The organism is Desulfothermus naphthae, assembly GCF_054657475.1.
In genome coordinates this window covers 418,228-435,318 of record NZ_BAAHYQ010000001.1, presented here as the reverse complement: position 1 = coordinate 435,318, position 17,091 = coordinate 418,228, and the positions used below count along the sequence as shown (strand labels likewise).

Genomic DNA, 17,091 nt, shown 5'->3' with positions numbered 1-17,091 from the left:
TATGCCAGTTAGTGTAGCCTTTATAAGAGAATTAGAGGAGGTCGACCCTAAACTGAGACGAGTTCTTTTATCAATGCTTGAAGAATTGGAACACCAGAGAGAAGAATCTGTAACTAAAAAAGAATTTAATGAATTAAAAGAAATAGTAAGGGACATTGGAAAGACAGTTAAAGAACTGGTAGAAGCCCAGAAGAAAACTGAGAGCAGGATGAACGAACTGGAGCAAGTGGTAAGAGAACTGGCTGAGGCCCAGAGGAAGAGTGAAAGCAGATTAGATGGATTGGAGCAGGTGGTAAGAGAGCTAGCTGAAGCTCAGAAGAGGACGGAAGAGAGAATTAATGAATTAACAGAGGCTCAGAAGAAGACTGAAAGCAGATTAGATAGATTGGAGCAGGTGGTAAGAGAGCTGGCTGAGGCTCAGAAGAGGACGGAGGAGAGAGTTAATGAACTAACAGAGGCCCAGAAGAAGACCGAAAGCAGATTGGATGGATTGGAGCAAGTGGTAAGAGAGTTGGCTGAAGCTCAGAAGAGGACGGAAGAAGAGATAGCAAAACTCTCTCGTGGACTTCAGATTACCAGAGAACAGTTAGGAGGATTATCCAGAAGTGTTGGATATGCCCTTGAAAATGAGGCATACAGGCATTTGCCATCTATTTTAAAAAAATATTACAATATAGAGACCATAGAACGTCTTATTCGGACATATATAAATAATGAGGAAATAAATATATTTGGTAAAGCCAAGCAGGATGGGAAAGAAGTATATCTGGTTGGAGAAGCTGTATTGAAGCTGGACGATAGGTCAAAATTGGGACAAGTATGGGATAAGGTGCGAGTTGTGAAAGAAGAATTTGGCAAGGATGTAGTCCCTGTTTTAGTAACCCATTTTGCTCGGCCTGATGTGCTGGAAAAGGCCAAGAAAGCTGGAATAATAGTTATTCAGAGTTTTGAATGGGTGTAAATAACAGAAATGGATAGATCAAAGTATCCATTAGTTTCAGTGGTGGTACCAACTTATAATCAGGGAAGATATCTACCTATAGCCTTAGATAGTGTAATGTTCCAGGATTATCCTAATATTGAGGTGATTATATGTAATCATGGATCTACTGATAATACCACAAAAATAATAAAAGAATATATTAATGCGGTAAACAGGGAGAAGGTCAGTTATCTTGATTATTTTGATAATGTGAATAAACAATATGTGAGACATTATGATTTTAGGTATCCACAAAATAGAAAAATAAAGATTTTTGAAAGTAAGGAAAATATTGGAGCTGTTAATTCTTATAATATTGGATTTAAGAATTCAAAAGGAAAATATTGTATGTATCTTGTTGCCGATGATTATTTACTTCCTAATGCAATTTCTGAAATGGTAGAGATATTAGAACGAGAAGAAGTAGATGTAGTTTATGCTGATATGTTCGTTGTTGATGATGAAGGAAGAATTATTCAACGTTTGTGTAAGCCAGATTGGTCTTTTAGAAGGTGTCTTGCTGATTGGTTTCATCTTGGAGTTTGTAGGCTATATAAAAGGGAACTTCATGAGAAATATGGTTATTATGATGTAAAATATAAAAATGCCCATGACTATGACTTGTTCCTTCGGTTCGCAATGATGGGTGCTAGCTTTTTTCACCTTAACAAAATTCTTTATTGCGTCAGAAAACACGATCCTAAAAATCCCAATGAACCTGCTGCATGGAGAAATGGAGGATACGAAAATTTGCTTAAAGAAAGTGTTGAGTGCGCCATGAGGGCAAGAAGATTTTTGGCTTTAAAGGAGAAAAAAAGAATATAAAATTAGACAGGAAAGTGGGAAAATGAAAAAAGCATTAGTTTTAGGAGCTGGTGGTTTTATTGGTTCTCACCTTGTAAAAAGATTAAAGAAAGAAGGCTTCTGGGTGAGAGGGGTAGATTTAAAGTATCCTCAATTTTCAGAAACTGAAGCAGATGATTTTGTTATTGGAGATTTAAGAGATCCTTATTTTTGTAGATATGTAATTGATCAAAAATTTGATGAAGTCTTTCAACTAGCTGCTGATATGGGTGGTGCTGGGTATGTTTTTACAGGAGATAATGATGCAGATATTATGCATAATTCTGCAATGATAAATTTAAATGTATTGGATGCATGTTACAGACGAAATATAAAAAGAATCTTTTATTCTTCTTCTGCATGCATTTATCCAAAATTTAATCAACAAGATCCCAATTCTCCAATAACTTCAGAAAATTCCGCTTATCCTGCAGATCCTGATAGTGAATATGGATGGGAAAAGTTATTTAGTGAGAGACTCTATTTAGCATATCATAGAAATTACAATATGGAAGTGAGAATTGCCAGGTATCATAATATATTTGGTCCTGAAGGTGCATATAATGATGGAAGGGAAAAAGCAGTAGCTGCTATTTGTAGAAAAGTGGCTATGGCAAAAGATGGAGATACAATAGAGATATGGGGCGACGGAAAACAGACCCGTTCTTTTTTGTATATAGATGAATGTATAGAAGGCACTTTAAGGCTTATGAGGTCTGATTGGACAGGTCCTGTGAATATTGGTTCTGATGAGATGGTGAGCATAAATAAGTTGGCATACATGATTATGGAAATTGCTGGGAAGAAACTAAGATTAAAGCATATTCCAGGCCCTCAGGGCGTAAGAGGCAGGACATCAGATAATTCCTTAATATATCAGAAATTGGGCTGGAAACCTAAATTGCCTTTAAGATACGGATTAGAAAAGACTTATTTTTGGATAGAAGAGCAGATAAGAAAAGATTTAGAAAAAGATTAATGCCAAGATTTATTTATGGAGATAATAGATGGTTCTGGGAGTGATAGGATTAGGTAAGTTAGGACTTTGCACAGCTGCGTGTTTTGCTAAGGCAGGATATAGAGTTATTGGCATAGATATCAGAAAAGATTATGTGGAAAAGCTCCAACAAACCTATAAGCCTCTTTTTTTTGAGCCTGGCTTAAAGGATCTTTTAGTTAAGACAAAAGATTATTTATCTTTTGTCCATGATATTAAAGAGGTAGCACTAAAAGCAAATGTGATTTTTATAATAGTTCCAACTCCATCTAAAGCTGATGGAGCTTTTTCTAATAAATATATTTTACAGGTCTTTGATCCTTTAAGGAGGTATTTAAAAGAGAGGAAAGATTTTTTTATAATAAATATAGTAAGTACTGTGATGCCAACTTCAGGAGATAAAGAACTTATTCCATATTTGGAAAGAATCCTAGACAAAAAACAAGGCATAGATTTTGGTTATGTTTATAATCCGGAATTTATAGCAATAGGAAGTGTAATAAAAAATTTCTTAAATCCAGATATTGTGCTAATTGGCTCCAACGAGAGCAAATCTGGAGAAATTGTGGAGAATATTTATAGAAACACATGTGAAAATAAACCTTTTTTTGCCAGGACTACAGTTTTAAACGCAGAGATTGCTAAACTTTCTATTAATTGTTTTTGCACAATGAAGATAAGTTTTGCCAATAACTTGAGAGAAATATGTGAAAAGGTAGGGGCTGATCCATATGAAATTACTCACATAATTGGCCAAGATTCACGTATAGGAGATAAATTTATAAGACCAGGACTTGGTTTTGGCGGTCCATGTTTTCCACGAGATAATCAGGCCTTTATAAAATTTTGCAAAGATGTTAGAGAAGAAGCTACTCTTTCTGAGGCTACTATAAAGGTTAATTCAAGACAGGTGGATTATGTGATAAAAAAAATCAAAAAACAAATCACAAAAATAAAAGATCCAATAGTTTCTTTACTCGGGCTTGCTTATAAAACAGATACTTATCTTACAGAAAAATCTCAAGCATTAGAGGTGGCTAGGCGATTGGGAGATTGCAAAGAGATTAAAGAACTTAGAGTATATGATCCATATGTTTCAATAAATGGTAAATGGAAGTGCTTTAATACTATAACAGAATGTGTTAAAGGTGCAAATGCAGTAGTAATATTACTCCCATATAAAGATTTTTTAAATAGTAAAGCATGGGATAATTTGCTTTCTGATCCGAAAGTTATAATAAATTTGTGGGGATGAGCTTTATGACAGACGATAGTTGGAGGAATATAATATGGAAGAAATCTTAGAAAGAAGAGTTACAGATTTAGAGATGATGATGGCCAGGGTATTGTTGGCTCAACAAGATACCCAGATTAGCATAAAGCGTTTAAGTGAGGAGATGCGAGAGTTTAAAGACGAAATGCGTGCTTTTAAAGATGAGATGACAGCTTTTAAAGATGAAATGTGTGCTTTTAAAGATGAAATGAAAGTATTTAAAGATGGAATGACATTTTTTAAAGACGAAATGAAGGTATTTAAAGATGAGATGAGAAAAGAAGTTAAACAGATAAATAAGCAGTGGGGAGCATTGTCTAATAAATTGGGAACAGTTGTAGAAGACCTGATAAGTCCAGCGATTCCCTCTGTTTTAAAAAAATATTTTAACTGCGATCCAGAGGAGGTTTCTATTCGCGTAAAGAAAAAAAAGGGAAACATGAGGGATGAATTCGATGCCGTGGCAGTTTGTGAAAAAAGTGTGTTTTTATTTGAAGTAAAGGCTACTCCTAGACCTGAATATGTTATAGAATTTCATGAAAAGAAAGCCAAGAGATTCAGAGAATTGTTCAATGAACATAAAGATAAAAAACTCGTGTTAATATTTGGTTCAATAAGATTAGAAGAAGACATTTTGAATTTGTTAACTAAAAAAGGTATATATGGCATGGCGTATAGAGATTGGGAATATATGGATATATTGAATTTTGACCAGATTCCTTTTAATGGAAATTAGTCACTATGTAGCGAGTCTTGAAGAACTAGAATTTAGATGAACGCTCTGTAATCCATAAGGGTTTTAAAATAGGTTTATTTCTTTATTCTAAAATATAGATAATGAAAGGAAATTAAATTATGAAAATTGCTCCAGGAATAAGAGATATTACTGTTTATGTTTCTTTCCGCCCTTTTAAAGATGATTGGATAGAAAAAAATGAGACAGTTTTAAATGGGATAAAGTGGCAAAATGTAGATGGATTAAAGGTCAAATTTGTGTGTTGGCCTGATGAAGTTGAAACAATAGAATATGCAGGCAAAAATGGCTATGAATGTGTTGTTATTCCGTGGTATAGACACTACTTATTTCCTGGACCATTAAAAAGCTTTAAAAATATGTTTGAAACGATATTATTAGATTGTGATACAGAAATTTTTGTATATATCAATGGAGACATAGTTCTTGGACCAGGAATATTCAAATGGATTCAAGAAAATATTGAGATGAATACTTTATATAGTTTGCCAAGACATAATTGGGAATTTACTAATAAGTTAGAATCTCCAGAAGATTTTAAAGCTGCTTTAGAAAAAGCTGTGCCTGAAGAATGGACAGCAATAGATTTATTTGCCTTTAGAAGCACAGAGGGAAGAAAACATTTGATTCCTTTTCCACCTTTTTTATTAACAGCAGGATCCATGGATTCATATATTGTGGTGAAAACAGGGGCCTTGGGATGGAAAAGGGTGTTAATTCCACCAGAAGATCATTTTATGCTTCATATAGAACATGAATATTCTCATCCATTAAAGCCAGGCGCTAAAATTGATAAATTGGCAAAATGGGCATTTAACTGTGGAGTGTATGCCTCAGCAACACAAAACATATCATATGATATTTTGTCTGATAGTTCTTTAGCTTGTTTTGAAGGAGCAAAGAGATATAAATTTAAGTATGGTTTGCCTAAAAATGAATATCAAACTATAGAAAAATATATAAAAAAGGAAGGGTGACTTTATGGAACCATGTAGATTTACAAGGGAAATTGTAAAGAGAGAATATTTAAAAGAAGATTCTTTTTTTTAGTTGATGTTGGGGCAAGTGGTGGAATTGATTTTAGATGGCTTGTGTTTGGAAATTATCTAAAAGCAGTAGGTTTTGATCCTTTAGTAAAAGAATGCGAGAGGTTGAATAAAGAGAATAATCATCCAAATATAAAATATGTGGCTGCCTATGTTGGGTGTAAAAATAAAAAATTTGCTGAAAATAAAAATGATTTCTTTAAAAGATCGAGTGCATTTTATGCTAATAAGATTTTAAACTTAAATTCGTGGGATAGATATAATTCTTTTCAAGAGCTAGTGTTTTCCAAGATTCATATTTCCTTGTCTGAATATTTTAAAGATAACAATATGGAGTTAGATTTTTTAAAAATTGATACAGATGGACACGAGATAGAGGTTTTATATGGTGCTGAACAATTATTTGAAAAAGACCAATTTTTAGGGGTTTATGTAGAATCACCTTTTCATGGTAGTACGCATCCTTTGTCAAATACTTTTGCCAATATTGATATATTTTTAAGACAAAGAGGTTTTTCTTTGTTTGATATTGAAGTGTATAGATACAGTAGAAAGGATCTACCCGGCAAATTTTTAATAGAGATACTAGCACAAACCGATATTGAACAGGTTATGTGGGCTAATGTTCTTTATTTAAGAGATTTAGGCGATATTAAATATATGGAGAAATATCCTAATTATCAAATAACCCTAGAAAAAATACTGAAGCTTACATGTATATTTGAAATTTTTAATCTTAATGATTGCGCTATTGAACTAATAAATATTTATAATGAACGACTAAAGGAAAAATATAAAGATATTGAACAGTTAAAAGAATTATTAATCCCTCCAATAGAGGGAAAGCCAGCAAGATTAAAAGACTATTATGAATTTTTTGTGAAAAACTATCTTGAAAAACAGTTTGAAAGACACAAACAATGTTTGAAAAAATATAATAAGGTTGCATTTTTTGGTGCAGGAGGAAGACTAAGAAATAATATAACAAATATCATTCGATTTTTAAATGATTCAAGTAAAATCATAATTTTTGATAATGACAAAAATAAATGGGGGTATAAAATACATAATATAGAAATAGTTTCTCCTGATAAAATAATAAAGTTTAAACCAGAATGTATTATTATAATCTCCACCTTTGAAAACGAAATATTTTTTCAATTAATGGATATGCAAGAAAAATATAATCTTAAATTTGATGTTGTATTTTTTTATAGCTTATATGTTTATAAAGGAAATTAAAGCTCAGATAATGGATATGGGAATAATTTTTGTAAAGTATATTAGGAATGGAGAATAATTTATTATGAAAATAGGAGCATTAGTCCCAGCTAGAATAGGTTCTAAAAGACTTCCTAAAAAAAATATTAAGATTTTAGGAGATAAACCTTTAATATGTTGGACAATTGATGTACTTTTAGAATCAGATATCTTTTATGATATTACAGTATCCACTGAAAGCGATGAAATTGCAGATGTAGTAAAACAGTATTATTCAGAGAAAGAAGTAAAAATATTAAAAAGACCAAAAGAATTAGCTCAAGATGATTCTCCAATGCGAGATGTAATATTTCATTATTTAGAACAAAGAAGTGATCTTGATTGGTATGGGGTTTTTCTGCCTACTTTTCCTTTTAGAAAGAAAGAAAAACTTTTGGAAGCATATGAAGCAATTTTATCTAGGTATGTGTGGAGAGTGCAAAGCGTTACCCAAAGACAATATTGTCTTTTAGACTTTTTTTATCCTGAAAAAAAAGGGGTAAAACGTTTTTTTAGAATGCCTCCTTTATATTGTAGATATGGTATTTCCGTTTATACTCTAGAAAATGTTAATTATCCTTCAGAGTTATGGAATCAATTTGGCTTGACACCTCTGGAAAGAACATACCAATTAGTTTTAACTTTTAAAGAATCAATTGACATTGATACAAAAGAAGATTTTGAAATGGCCACCTTGTTTTTAGAAAAGGACGATGATGTTCAGATAAAGCTTAAAGAAGTTCAGTTAAATGAAAATTGGATATTTATCTGTCCTGAAAGCTTTAACAAAATTGAAAAAATATCTTCAAAGTTTGAAGAAAAATTAAAAGATACTTCGTATCCCTTGTTGGTTTTAAAGAAAAATCCTATCCCGGTATTTTTTTTAAAGATTTTAGATGGACAGGCTAGAAACTACATAAATTCTAATGAAGCCTACAAGAGAATGATAAATGAAAAAGTAAAGAGAACCCAGAATATGCAGTATTTTTCAAAACAATATCGTCATTCTGAATTATTTAGATTTATAAGAATTTCCTCTAATTCTAGAATTGGTCGATTTTCAAATACTGATAATTTAGGGTGTTTATATAAAGCTGGATATGATTCAGATGATAGTTTTATTCCATGGAACAGAGTAATTCTTGAAAAAGATTTATTGATTGATCTTTAAAAAGCTTTATAATTTTAGAAACTATTATGAGTATTTTAACTTTTTTTATAGTAGGTACTGGCAGATGTGGTACTAATCTTTTCTCAAAATTGTTTTCAAATGAAGAAGAATCTATATGTGAACACGAGGCTGTTTTTCGTCATGAAAGTATGTTACGTTTTTGGAAATATCGAGATGATTCATATTATCTTCAAGATATAAAAACTCTTTTTTCTAAAATCGATTTTTATTCGAAAAAGAAAATGATTTATGGCATATCTTCTGCTTTTGCTAGTTTTGTTATACCTTTGGCGTATCGTATATTTAAGGAAAAAATTAAATTTATATTACTAGTTAGAGAACCAAGTGAATTTGTAAGAAGTGCACTTGCAAGAGGTTTTTTTGATCCAAGTCATCCTAATCCATGTTTAAATCAATTATTGCCAAATAAAGAAGAAGAAATTTATACTAGATGGTCTAAAATTACACCTTTTGAAAAAAATTTATGGTATTGGAAAACAATAAATAATTATGTTATAGAAGAATTTCAAAAAATTTCAGTTAGTCAATATAAAATAATCAAATTAGAAAACTTAAACTTAACAATTGTAAAAAGATTATATTCTTTTTTAGGACTTAGAAATTTTAATGAACAGAGAATAAAGACATTACTTTCAATAAAAATTAATGCTTCTCCTGAAAATTCTAAAAAAGAAAATAAAGAAAACATTAATCCATATTCATCACCAAAAACTTTTCCTTCTATTGAATACTGGAAATCACATCAATTATTACTTTTAAAAAAATATACAAAAAATTTGCTGCATATTATAAATCAAAAAATGGAAAAATAAAAAGATGAAAAGAATTCTTTTGGTTCAACCATGGAATTATCATGATAAAGAGATAAGTTATAACGATTTAAGTACTCAATGGAGAAATGCTCCTTATGGATTGGTTTCTCTTACTACTTTTTTAAAAAAACATAATGTACCTGTTAAGCTATTAGATTTACAGCCAATTATGGTCCGCAATAAAGGTTCACTGTCTATTTGCTTAAAACACATTAAAAAAGAATTGACAGAGTTTAATCCTGATATAATAGGTATAAGTTTTTTTTCATATCAAGCTGTAGAAGCAAAAACTATTGTAGATTATATTCGAAAAATTAGTAGGAAATTAAACAAGAAACCCATCTTAGTTGCTGGAGGAATTCACGCTTCAGTAGAACCAGAGTTAACTATTGAACAATTAGATTTTGACTATGTTTTTATTGGAGAAGGAGAATTAGGACTTTTAAAAATGGCCCAAAATGAAAATCTCTCTTCAATAGGTGGGCTTTTTGGTAAGAATTTATCAAGTAAAAGTTCAGCAGATATAATAAAAGATTTAAATGGGTTACCTTTTGTTGACTGGTCATTGTGTGATTATAAGTTTTATTCTTTCCCATCAAAAGGAAAGCTTTCTTGGAAAGCAGAAAGAACCTTAGATATAATGTTGGGAAGAGGTTGTCCTTATAAATGTTCTTTTTGTGCTTATTCAAGGTTAAGTAAAGTTAGATACTTTTCTTCAGAATATATAATTGAACAAATTGAAAATATGAAAAAAAAATTTCCTACAGATAGTATTTACTTTATAGACAGCAGTATAGGAAATAATAAAAAACTTTTATTGGAATTTTGTGAGATGGCTTTAAAAAAAAATATATTTAAAGATATTAAATGGTACGCTAATATAAGAGCTGATCAAGTAGATGAAGATATTTTAATATTTATGTGGGAAGCTGGCTGTAGAGCTTTGTTTTATGGCTTTGAATCCGGAAGCGAAAGAGTTCTATCCATGATGAATAAAAAATGTACTGTAGAAGATAATTACAAAGCTGCTTTACTTCATAATAAATTAAAATTTCCCTATCATGCATCAATGATTTTAGGATATCCTGGTGAAACCGAAGAAGATATAAAAAAAAGTATAAAATTTATTTTGGATATTCGACCTCCAATGGTTCATTTTAATTGGTATGTTCCTTTACCAGGTTCTAAAGATTATGAAAAGTTAAAAAAATTGAAATTACTAGATCTTAACAATATTTTAATTTGGAGGCAGATAGGCGAATCCAAACCTAATGATGTGGTATATGCAGATATAGAAAAAAAAAGATTTTTACAGCTTTTTTTAGAAGCTTCTAGAATTGCTCAACAAATATCTAGGGAGGTAAATTTTAAAGAGTGGATAGGGATAAAAAAGAAATAGATAGCTCATTAATAAATTGGTTCAATTTGTTAAGAAAAAAATGGAATGAAGTACCATTAGGGGTAACTGAAAGAATTGATACTTTAAAATTGATAAAGATGGATAATAATACCCTTATTTCCATATGGAAAAGTGCTTATGAAGAATGTCAAAAAGCATTTGATGTTAGGGGATGGTACTATGAATTATATAAAGATATATTAAAAGGAAAAAAAATACTAGATGTAGGTTCTGGGCTTGGATTTGATGCTTTTACTTTTGCCCAACATGGTGCAGATGTGACATGTGTTGATATTGTAGAAGAAAATATTTTAGTTTTAAAACGATTGGCTTCTCTGTTGCATATACGAAAAATCAAATTTTTTATTTTAACAGAACTTAACGACATAAATTCATTGCCATATGAATATGATATAATCTGGTGTCAGGGTTCTTTATTAAATATGCCATTTCAGATAGCAAGACAAGAATCTCTTAAGCTCCTTGAACATTTAAAAAATGGTGGACGATGGATAGAATTAGCTTATCCTAAAAGTCGTTGGATAAAGGAAGATATGATGCCATTTGATAAATGGGGAGAGAAAACTGATGGTGGTGCTCCATGGATAGAATGGTACGATATAAACAAATTACTAAAAAGATTGGAACCTCATAAATTTAAGGTAATTTTAAATTTTGAATTTCATAAAGGAGATTTTATTTGGTTTGATCTTTTAAAAATAGAATAAAGTTTATGGAGACTTAATATGCATTGTTTAAGCCCATGGATTGAGATGTCATTACATTGTTCTGGTTATGGAAAAGTTGGCTGCTGTGCTTTTAGTGGTAGACCTTTTAAGTTTCAAGAACCTTATAACATATTAGACTTATGGAATAATACCAATTGCTCATGGTAAAGTCATATTTGAAAGAGACTGAAATGCATTCATAATCCAATTCCAGCATGTTAATCTTTTCACTTTATCAGGATACGATGCAAGGTTTTTAAGCACTTCTTCGACAGCACGTTTTTTAGCTTCCAGGTCAGAATAAATCTTTCCCTCTACTTGGCGACGCACTTCTTCAAATACTCTCTCAGCAGGGTTTAGCTCTGGAGAATAAGGCGGCTGTTGAATCAAAGTTAAACCTACTTCCTTTACAGGCTGTGAATTATGGCTCCTGGCTCTGTCCCATACAACTGCTTCTATCTTTTTATCTTGCCATCTTTGAACTGCTTTGGCTACATCCTCTCCTTTCATACAGCAATTCTCGGTGAGGGACAAATTAGATCATTTTAGATGTTTTATCTCCTTCTTTCAGATTCAAAAAACTACCCTCTATTAAAAATTTAAGAAAATTTGATATAAAATACCACTTCTCTTCGGTAAAATATCCTCTTATAATCTCTTTTTGGACGCACTACTCCCTCAAACTTATTTCCATAAATTCAAAAAATATTCTCTCAAAACACTTTTTACTATGGAGGAGAGTAAAAAAACTTCAGATATTCCTCCCAACTCTCAAATAACAAAATCCGAAATGTCACTCGCAAATGATTCCAGTATTCTTTCCGAGAACTAAATTTCGCTCGACATTTCTGATATAATAGGTCCGTTAATTCTAATATCTGATGTACAAAAAATGCTAATAAATTTAAAAGAAAAAAAATTATTGACAAATTCTTCTTACCATGACCAAAATTATGTTCTAAGTGATAACCTTGATTCTTTAATGTATTAAACGTCTCATTCTCTATCTTCCATCTAGATCTTCCACCCCTTACTAAATGTTCTATATTATCTCTACTAAGGGTTATATCTGTTATCCAACTATTGCGATAATTAACTTTCTCTTCTCCTATAATCTTATATTCAAAATAATTTACCCAAATTGTATCATCATATCCATTTAATGGTACTTCATTTATCCATTCATATACATGTTTACGGCCTTTCTTATCCTTATATTCCATTCTCGATACATTCCCCATTCTCTTTTGTTCTGATACCCACTCCATCATCAACTTATGATCCTTAGGCTTGGCTACTAGAATATAACTCATATTTTTATCTTTTAGTTCTTGAATAAATGGCTGTTTTGAATAAAGACTATCTCCCACTATTATAATCCCTAATTTCGGATGAGCTCGTCTAATCTTATTTAATATCCTTTTCCCTGCATTTATTTCACAATCCTGCTTCTCTGTTCCATCTGTATTCCTTACTTGTTCAGGTGCTAAAACAATTACCTGTCTATGGTCTGGATGCACTAAAGCTGCTTGTAAAATCTGATGGTAATAACGAACTTTACCTCTCTTAGATCTCTTTACAAGACACCCAGGACAGCATATCTTTTCTGAACTAAAATACTCTGACCCATCTAATGTAATCAAATACTTCCCTCCCCAAAATCGATAATTCTCCAAATGTTTACCTCGTTGCAATGCCTTAAAATAATCTAAAAATACTTCCTCTAACTTATCAATATCACTATTATCTAAAACTTCCCTAATCTGGCTATCCTTAGGAATTGATTTTACTTTAAAAACTGTTTCTAAATTACTCCTATTTTGCTTCTCTTTCATCCTGCGTTGAAAAGATAATAAAGAAGGATCCTGAAAAAACATCATGGCAAAACCACTCATAAAACAATCATGGAGACTATGTTTCACCTTACTTTGATCACGCTTATCTTCTATCTCTAACACCCGACTAGACAATTTTTCCCTTAATGCTGTAAAACTTAAATGTTTTTTTATATGCATAAAATAATTCCTCTCTCTTAATTTTTTTTCTACTATAACTTCTTTGTATAATAATTACAAGGAATTATTTAAACATTAATACAATTTTTCCCCAAACCTTCAATATCCTCCTTTTCCCCATACTTTGCGAAAAATAAATATCATTTTTCTTGTATTACCCCTTAAATACTAACTCCACAAACTCACCGAGAATTGCTGCCTTTCATACTCTCTATCCAACACCACTCAAGACCACCTCCCATAACATCTACCCCTAAGGCCAGATATGTCCACTTGTAATCAATTTGTACTTTTTGCTCTACCTTTACCCCTCTTGGTGCCCACACTTTCCTTACCTGTCCTCGAAGCCCTATCCGCATCTCATCTGCCCATACAACTTTCTTCTCCCCTGTTATCCCATACTCCCTAAGAGCTGAAGCAAGCCCCCTTTTTTCCACTCCTTTTGTGCCTCGGCACAGGCTTTTTCTGCTTTCGGCCTTGGAACTTTCTTCTTGATACCAAGCCGAACAAACAACGATCGCATCCCCCAGTAGCTGTATTTGACTTTGAACTCTTTCGCTACCCACTCTACAGCATCTTGTATCGTTTTAAAGACTCCTTCTGCTGCCTTAGCTTTCAATTGCTCCTTTTGCTCTGCACTCAACCAGCATTCTCTCCCCTGTCGCCCTCCTTTCTTTCGTCGCCTCACTTCTTCTATACCCCCTGACCTATACCATGCTATCCAACGTCGAAGCGTTCGTTCATGGATACCTAAAACTTTTTTCACCTCTGCTACTGAATACCCTTTCCTCAAAAGCCAAAATGCATGCAATCGAGAACGTATCTCAACATCTTGTTCTCTTTTATACAATTCCAATAATTCCTTTTCCCCCTCTCGCCATTCTATATTCATCCTCTTAGACATCACTAACCCTCTCATCTGAAACTGGAGGCCTTTTATTTTATAATATGTCTTTTCCAAAGGCAAATGGTATAATATATATTTTCAAAAATTAAGATTTGCTATTGCGAATAAGCAATTAGATGATACAGGTTGTGAGCGATGTAGATATGCTTTTAATGATGACCGAAATATAAATATTGAAAATTGTAATAAAAGACAGATAGAAAATTATAAAAAAATAATGGACGAATATAAACATAATAAATTGATATTGGAAGGTTATCCATTAATGTACCAATTTAATTTTAATTCTTCATGTAATTTAAAATGTATCATGTGCAACCAGGCTGATATAAGAGATATTCATGTGTTTGATGAAAAGTTATCTGCAGAATGTTTATTGAAAAATAAAGAGATACTTTCTCATGCAATTACAATCAGAATTTCAGGTGGGGAGCCATTATGTTCTTCAGAATGTAAAAAATTTTTGAAAGCATTATGTTTTGATAAAGATTTGGTAGATGTTGAATTAGATTTAATTACTAATGGATTATTACTTGAAAAAGTTTTTGATTATTTTGTTCATAAAGATAAAATATCAATTTCTATAAGTATGGATGGGATTGGCAAAGTTTATGAATACATACGTAAAGGGGCAAAATGGGAAAAAATAAATTCTGTCATAGATAAATTAATCAATTTGAAGCAAAAGTATAATAAAAAATGGAAGATCAGTTCTGTATTCATATTAATGAAATCCAATTTGCCTATTTTAGTAGATTATATCTCATATTGCCTTGAGAGAAAGATAGAACCTAAATTTTTACTTCTGAGACCTACTAGGGATACATACCAGGAGGATCTAATTAACAATCCAACTCTGCTTAATGAAGTAAAAAATTGGGAAATTATTATTAAAGACTCTGTAGATATATTAAAAAATAAAAATTTCCTTTCTCAAGCTAATTTTTTAGAACGGTTTAAAGAGATTTTACTTAATTCTCTTCACGCAGGAAAAGATAATAATGCTTGTATGATATATTGTTAAAGTCAATCAAAAATCCCCATGTTAGGGCCCTTAAAATTCCCCACCCTATTTAGACTAATTTTTAGATTTATTTAACTCCTTCATTCTATAACTTTTACCTAATATTTTTATTATATGAGAATGATGGACAATTCTATCTACAATAGCAGATGCAAGGACAGCATCGCCAAATATATTAGCCCATTCTTCAAAAGGGCGGTTAGTGGTGATTATAATAGATCCATTTTCATAACGTCTTCTAATAACTTCAAAGAATTCATCTACAGAATTTTGAGGAATTTTCTTAAACCCTATTTCATCAATTATGAGTAGGTCCACTTTAAGCAGGTCTTTTAGGACAGCATAATAAGTACCATCGCCCCTAGCAGACATAAGCTTTGAAACAATATCATTAGCATGAACAAAATAGACTTTATAGCCCTGTTTTAGGGCTTCAATTCCCAATGCATTGGCAAGATGAGTTTTCCCCACACCAGGATTTCCCATAAAAATAATATTCTTTTTTTCCTGAATAAAACGGCAAGAAGCCAAATCAAGTATTTGTTTTTTATTTAATTCTGGCTGATATGTAAAATCATAGGTTTCAATAGTTTTGGAAGTATCTAGTTTGGATTTATTTAGTCTTTTATTATAAGAATTTGAACGCCTGTTGGCATATTCATCTTCAATTATAGTTATCCGCACAACTTCATATAATATGGGGTGCCCTTTAAAAATTTTTCTATCCAGCTTTTAGCAAAACTTATTTTTTTACATAACCTATTCCATGCTTCTGATATAACCTCCTTCATCTCTTTTATATCTTTTACAAAAACTAATGAAAGCACTCTTTTTATACTTTTCCAGATATACTCAATAGGATTTAGCTCTGGTGAATAAGGGGGAAGATAGACTAGATAAATATCTAACTCAGATGCCTTTTCTCTTACTACTTTACTCTTATGGGATGAAAAATTATCTATTATTGCCACTATCGCTTTATATCTCTTATTCACTTCTCTTATCTTTTCTAAAAACTTAGCTATTGATAAACCTTTTGAATCTTCTAAAAATGATTTTACACTTTCTCCTTTTATAGCATAAAAACCTATTGTGTTTGTCTTGAACTTTGTTGTATTTTTTATAATTCTTGTCTTCTCAAAACTCCATACCCTTACTGTATTGGCGGTGTTCTGCGGACTCGTTTCATCTATAAAACCTATTGCTATCTCCTCTTCTTTAAATCCTTTCTCCTTTAACAAAGAAAAAGTAAGTTGAAGTTGATTCTCTAATATCGTCTCTGCATCTTTTGGTTTCCTATAATCTACTGGATATGGTTTGGAAAAATGCATCTTAAGTTTATCTCTCAATATCCTTACTACATGGTCTTGTGAGTATTCTATATCAAAAGTATCTTTTATCAATGCCCTTACTTCTTTTGTAGTCCAATAAGCTCTCTTTTTAAGTAATTCCTTAAGCTTTTTTAAATCTTCCTCTGATAGCCTACTTGGCCTTCCTCCCCCTTTTCCTCTTCCTTTACCTTTTATCCCTTTATAACCCTCTTGGTTCCATTCCCTTATCCATAAGTATCCTGTCGATTGGGCTATCCCACAACCGCTACACGCCTTTTCAAAATCTATCCCTTCTCTTATAAGATTTAGAAAAATAAGTTTTACCAAAATATTGTCTTTCTTCTCACCCTTTAATTTTTCCTTTAGCTCTTCTGCATTTTTAACCTTAATACGTTCCCCTTTCATAAATATTCATTATATCAAATCGTTCCTATTATATCAAGTTCTGAAGGATACTATAATAACTCAAGAAAATCTATATAACTTAATTGATTTTCTATGGCATACTTATTTCTAGATTCTAAAGTC

18 protein-coding genes are annotated in these 17,091 nt (G+C 31.6%); 12 read left to right on the top strand and 6 right to left on the bottom strand.

The features are described from left to right. The first annotated feature begins 1 nt into the window (after window position 1). The 11 genes from ACYQ1E_RS02070 to ACYQ1E_RS02020 all read left to right on the top strand — a co-directional run bounded on the left by ACYQ1E_RS02070 (window position 2) and on the right by ACYQ1E_RS02020 (window position 11,286). On the top strand, window positions 2-961 hold the full coding sequence (locus tag ACYQ1E_RS02070; RefSeq protein WP_459875015.1) for a DUF8196 domain-containing protein: 960 nt from the start codon (window positions 2-4) through the stop codon (window positions 959-961). Between the two features lie 9 nt (window positions 962-970). Beyond that, window positions 971-1,807, top strand: coding sequence for a glycosyltransferase (locus ACYQ1E_RS02065; RefSeq protein ID WP_459875014.1), 837 nt, complete (start codon window positions 971-973; stop codon window positions 1,805-1,807). A gap of 22 nt (window positions 1,808-1,829) precedes the next feature. Next, window positions 1,830-2,804 (top strand): NAD-dependent epimerase/dehydratase family protein, encoded by a 975-nt coding sequence (locus ACYQ1E_RS02060; RefSeq protein WP_459875013.1) that lies wholly within the window; start codon window positions 1,830-1,832, stop codon window positions 2,802-2,804. 28 nt (window positions 2,805-2,832) lie between these two features. Further along, a complete protein-coding gene (locus tag ACYQ1E_RS02055) occupies window positions 2,833-4,077 on the top strand; it encodes a nucleotide sugar dehydrogenase (protein WP_459875012.1) in 1,245 nt (414 codons plus the stop codon). A gap of 34 nt (window positions 4,078-4,111) precedes the next feature. Continuing rightward, window positions 4,112-4,831 carry a hypothetical protein gene (locus ACYQ1E_RS02050; protein ID WP_459875011.1) on the top strand — a complete coding sequence of 240 codons (720 nt, stop codon included), beginning with the start codon at window positions 4,112-4,114 and terminating at the stop codon, window positions 4,829-4,831. A gap of 119 nt (window positions 4,832-4,950) precedes the next feature. Beyond that, window positions 4,951-5,826, top strand: a complete 876-nt coding sequence (locus ACYQ1E_RS02045; protein WP_459875010.1) for a hypothetical protein — start codon at window positions 4,951-4,953, stop codon at window positions 5,824-5,826. Window positions 5,827-5,844: 18 nt separating this feature from the next. Beyond that, window positions 5,845-7,137: an FkbM family methyltransferase gene (locus ACYQ1E_RS02040; RefSeq protein ID WP_459878440.1), complete on the top strand. Its 1,293-nt coding sequence runs from the start codon at window positions 5,845-5,847 to the stop codon at window positions 7,135-7,137. Between the two features lie 64 nt (window positions 7,138-7,201). Next, on the top strand, window positions 7,202-8,326 hold the full coding sequence (locus tag ACYQ1E_RS02035) for an acylneuraminate cytidylyltransferase family protein (protein ID WP_459875009.1): 1,125 nt from the start codon (window positions 7,202-7,204) through the stop codon (window positions 8,324-8,326). Window positions 8,327-8,352: 26 nt separating this feature from the next. Continuing rightward, window positions 8,353-9,159, top strand: a complete 807-nt coding sequence (locus ACYQ1E_RS02030; protein WP_459875008.1) for a hypothetical protein — start codon at window positions 8,353-8,355, stop codon at window positions 9,157-9,159. 4 nt (window positions 9,160-9,163) lie between these two features. After that, entirely contained in the window at window positions 9,164-10,558 is a 1,395-nt protein-coding gene (locus tag ACYQ1E_RS02025) for a B12-binding domain-containing radical SAM protein (RefSeq protein ID WP_459875007.1), read from the top strand. Continuing rightward, window positions 10,534-11,286 (top strand): class I SAM-dependent methyltransferase, encoded by a 753-nt coding sequence (locus ACYQ1E_RS02020; protein ID WP_459875005.1) that lies wholly within the window; start codon window positions 10,534-10,536, stop codon window positions 11,284-11,286. Before ACYQ1E_RS02025 ends, ACYQ1E_RS02020 begins: the two co-directional genes overlap by 25 nt. Window positions 11,287-11,445: 159 nt before the next feature. Here ACYQ1E_RS02020 and ACYQ1E_RS02015 read toward each other — a convergent pair whose 3' ends face one another. The 4 genes from ACYQ1E_RS02015 to ACYQ1E_RS02000 all read right to left on the bottom strand — a co-directional run bounded on the left by ACYQ1E_RS02015 (window position 11,446) and on the right by ACYQ1E_RS02000 (window position 14,205). After that, on the bottom strand, window positions 11,446-11,796 hold the full coding sequence (locus tag ACYQ1E_RS02015; RefSeq protein WP_459875004.1) for a transposase: 351 nt from the start codon (window positions 11,794-11,796) through the stop codon (window positions 11,446-11,448). 218 nt (window positions 11,797-12,014) lie between these two features. Then, window positions 12,015-13,301, bottom strand: a complete 1,287-nt coding sequence (locus ACYQ1E_RS02010) for a transposase (protein ID WP_459875003.1) — start codon at window positions 13,299-13,301, stop codon at window positions 12,015-12,017. A gap of 182 nt (window positions 13,302-13,483) precedes the next feature. Beyond that, window positions 13,484-13,738: a hypothetical protein gene (locus tag ACYQ1E_RS02005; RefSeq protein ID WP_459875002.1), complete on the bottom strand. Its 255-nt coding sequence runs from the start codon at window positions 13,736-13,738 to the stop codon at window positions 13,484-13,486. After that, window positions 13,693-14,205 carry a helix-turn-helix domain-containing protein gene (locus ACYQ1E_RS02000; protein ID WP_459875001.1) on the bottom strand — a complete coding sequence of 171 codons (513 nt, stop codon included), beginning with the start codon at window positions 14,203-14,205 and terminating at the stop codon, window positions 13,693-13,695. Before ACYQ1E_RS02000 ends, ACYQ1E_RS02005 begins: the two co-directional genes overlap by 46 nt. 220 nt (window positions 14,206-14,425) lie before the next feature. Between ACYQ1E_RS02000 and ACYQ1E_RS01995 the strand changes: the two genes are divergently transcribed. Then, window positions 14,426-15,232, top strand: a complete 807-nt coding sequence (locus tag ACYQ1E_RS01995; RefSeq protein ID WP_459875000.1) for a radical SAM protein — start codon at window positions 14,426-14,428, stop codon at window positions 15,230-15,232. A gap of 54 nt (window positions 15,233-15,286) precedes the next feature. Here ACYQ1E_RS01995 and istB read toward each other — a convergent pair whose 3' ends face one another. Further along, a complete protein-coding gene (gene istB / locus ACYQ1E_RS01990; protein WP_459874999.1) occupies window positions 15,287-15,916 on the bottom strand; it encodes an IS21-like element helper ATPase IstB in 630 nt (209 codons plus the stop codon). Further along, entirely contained in the window at window positions 15,907-16,968 is a 1,062-nt protein-coding gene (locus tag ACYQ1E_RS01985; RefSeq protein ID WP_459874998.1) for an IS630 family transposase, read from the bottom strand. The genes istB and ACYQ1E_RS01985 overlap by 10 nt, the downstream gene beginning before the upstream one ends. Window positions 16,969-17,091 lie beyond the last annotated feature (123 nt).

Bases quoted from the DNA above. Each gene is read 5' to 3' on its own strand.
- ACYQ1E_RS01985 (WP_459874998.1), bottom strand. From the start codon at position 16,968: ATGAAAGGGGAACGTATTAAGGTTAAAAATGCAGAAGAGCTAAAGGAA.
- ACYQ1E_RS02050 (WP_459875011.1), top strand. From the start codon at position 4,112: ATGGAAGAAATCTTAGAAAGAAGAGTTACAGATTTAGAGATGATGATG.
- ACYQ1E_RS02070 (WP_459875015.1), top strand. From the start codon at position 2: ATGCCAGTTAGTGTAGCCTTTATAAGAGAATTAGAGGAGGTCGACCCT.
- ACYQ1E_RS02000 (WP_459875001.1), bottom strand. From the start codon at position 14,205: ATGTCTAAGAGGATGAATATAGAATGGCGAGAGGGGGAAAAGGAATTA.
- ACYQ1E_RS02035 (WP_459875009.1), top strand. From the start codon at position 7,202: ATGAAAATAGGAGCATTAGTCCCAGCTAGAATAGGTTCTAAAAGACTT.
- ACYQ1E_RS01995 (WP_459875000.1), top strand. From the start codon at position 14,426: ATGGACGAATATAAACATAATAAATTGATATTGGAAGGTTATCCATTA.
- ACYQ1E_RS02030 (WP_459875008.1), top strand. From the start codon at position 8,353: ATGAGTATTTTAACTTTTTTTATAGTAGGTACTGGCAGATGTGGTACT.
- ACYQ1E_RS02060 (WP_459875013.1), top strand. From the start codon at position 1,830: ATGAAAAAAGCATTAGTTTTAGGAGCTGGTGGTTTTATTGGTTCTCAC.
- ACYQ1E_RS02045 (WP_459875010.1), top strand. From the start codon at position 4,951: ATGAAAATTGCTCCAGGAATAAGAGATATTACTGTTTATGTTTCTTTC.
- ACYQ1E_RS02065 (WP_459875014.1), top strand. From the start codon at position 971: ATGGATAGATCAAAGTATCCATTAGTTTCAGTGGTGGTACCAACTTAT.
- ACYQ1E_RS02055 (WP_459875012.1), top strand. From the start codon at position 2,833: ATGGTTCTGGGAGTGATAGGATTAGGTAAGTTAGGACTTTGCACAGCT.
- ACYQ1E_RS02015 (WP_459875004.1), bottom strand. From the start codon at position 11,796: ATGAAAGGAGAGGATGTAGCCAAAGCAGTTCAAAGATGGCAAGATAAA.
- ACYQ1E_RS02010 (WP_459875003.1), bottom strand. From the start codon at position 13,301: ATGCATATAAAAAAACATTTAAGTTTTACAGCATTAAGGGAAAAATTG.
- ACYQ1E_RS02025 (WP_459875007.1), top strand. From the start codon at position 9,164: ATGAAAAGAATTCTTTTGGTTCAACCATGGAATTATCATGATAAAGAG.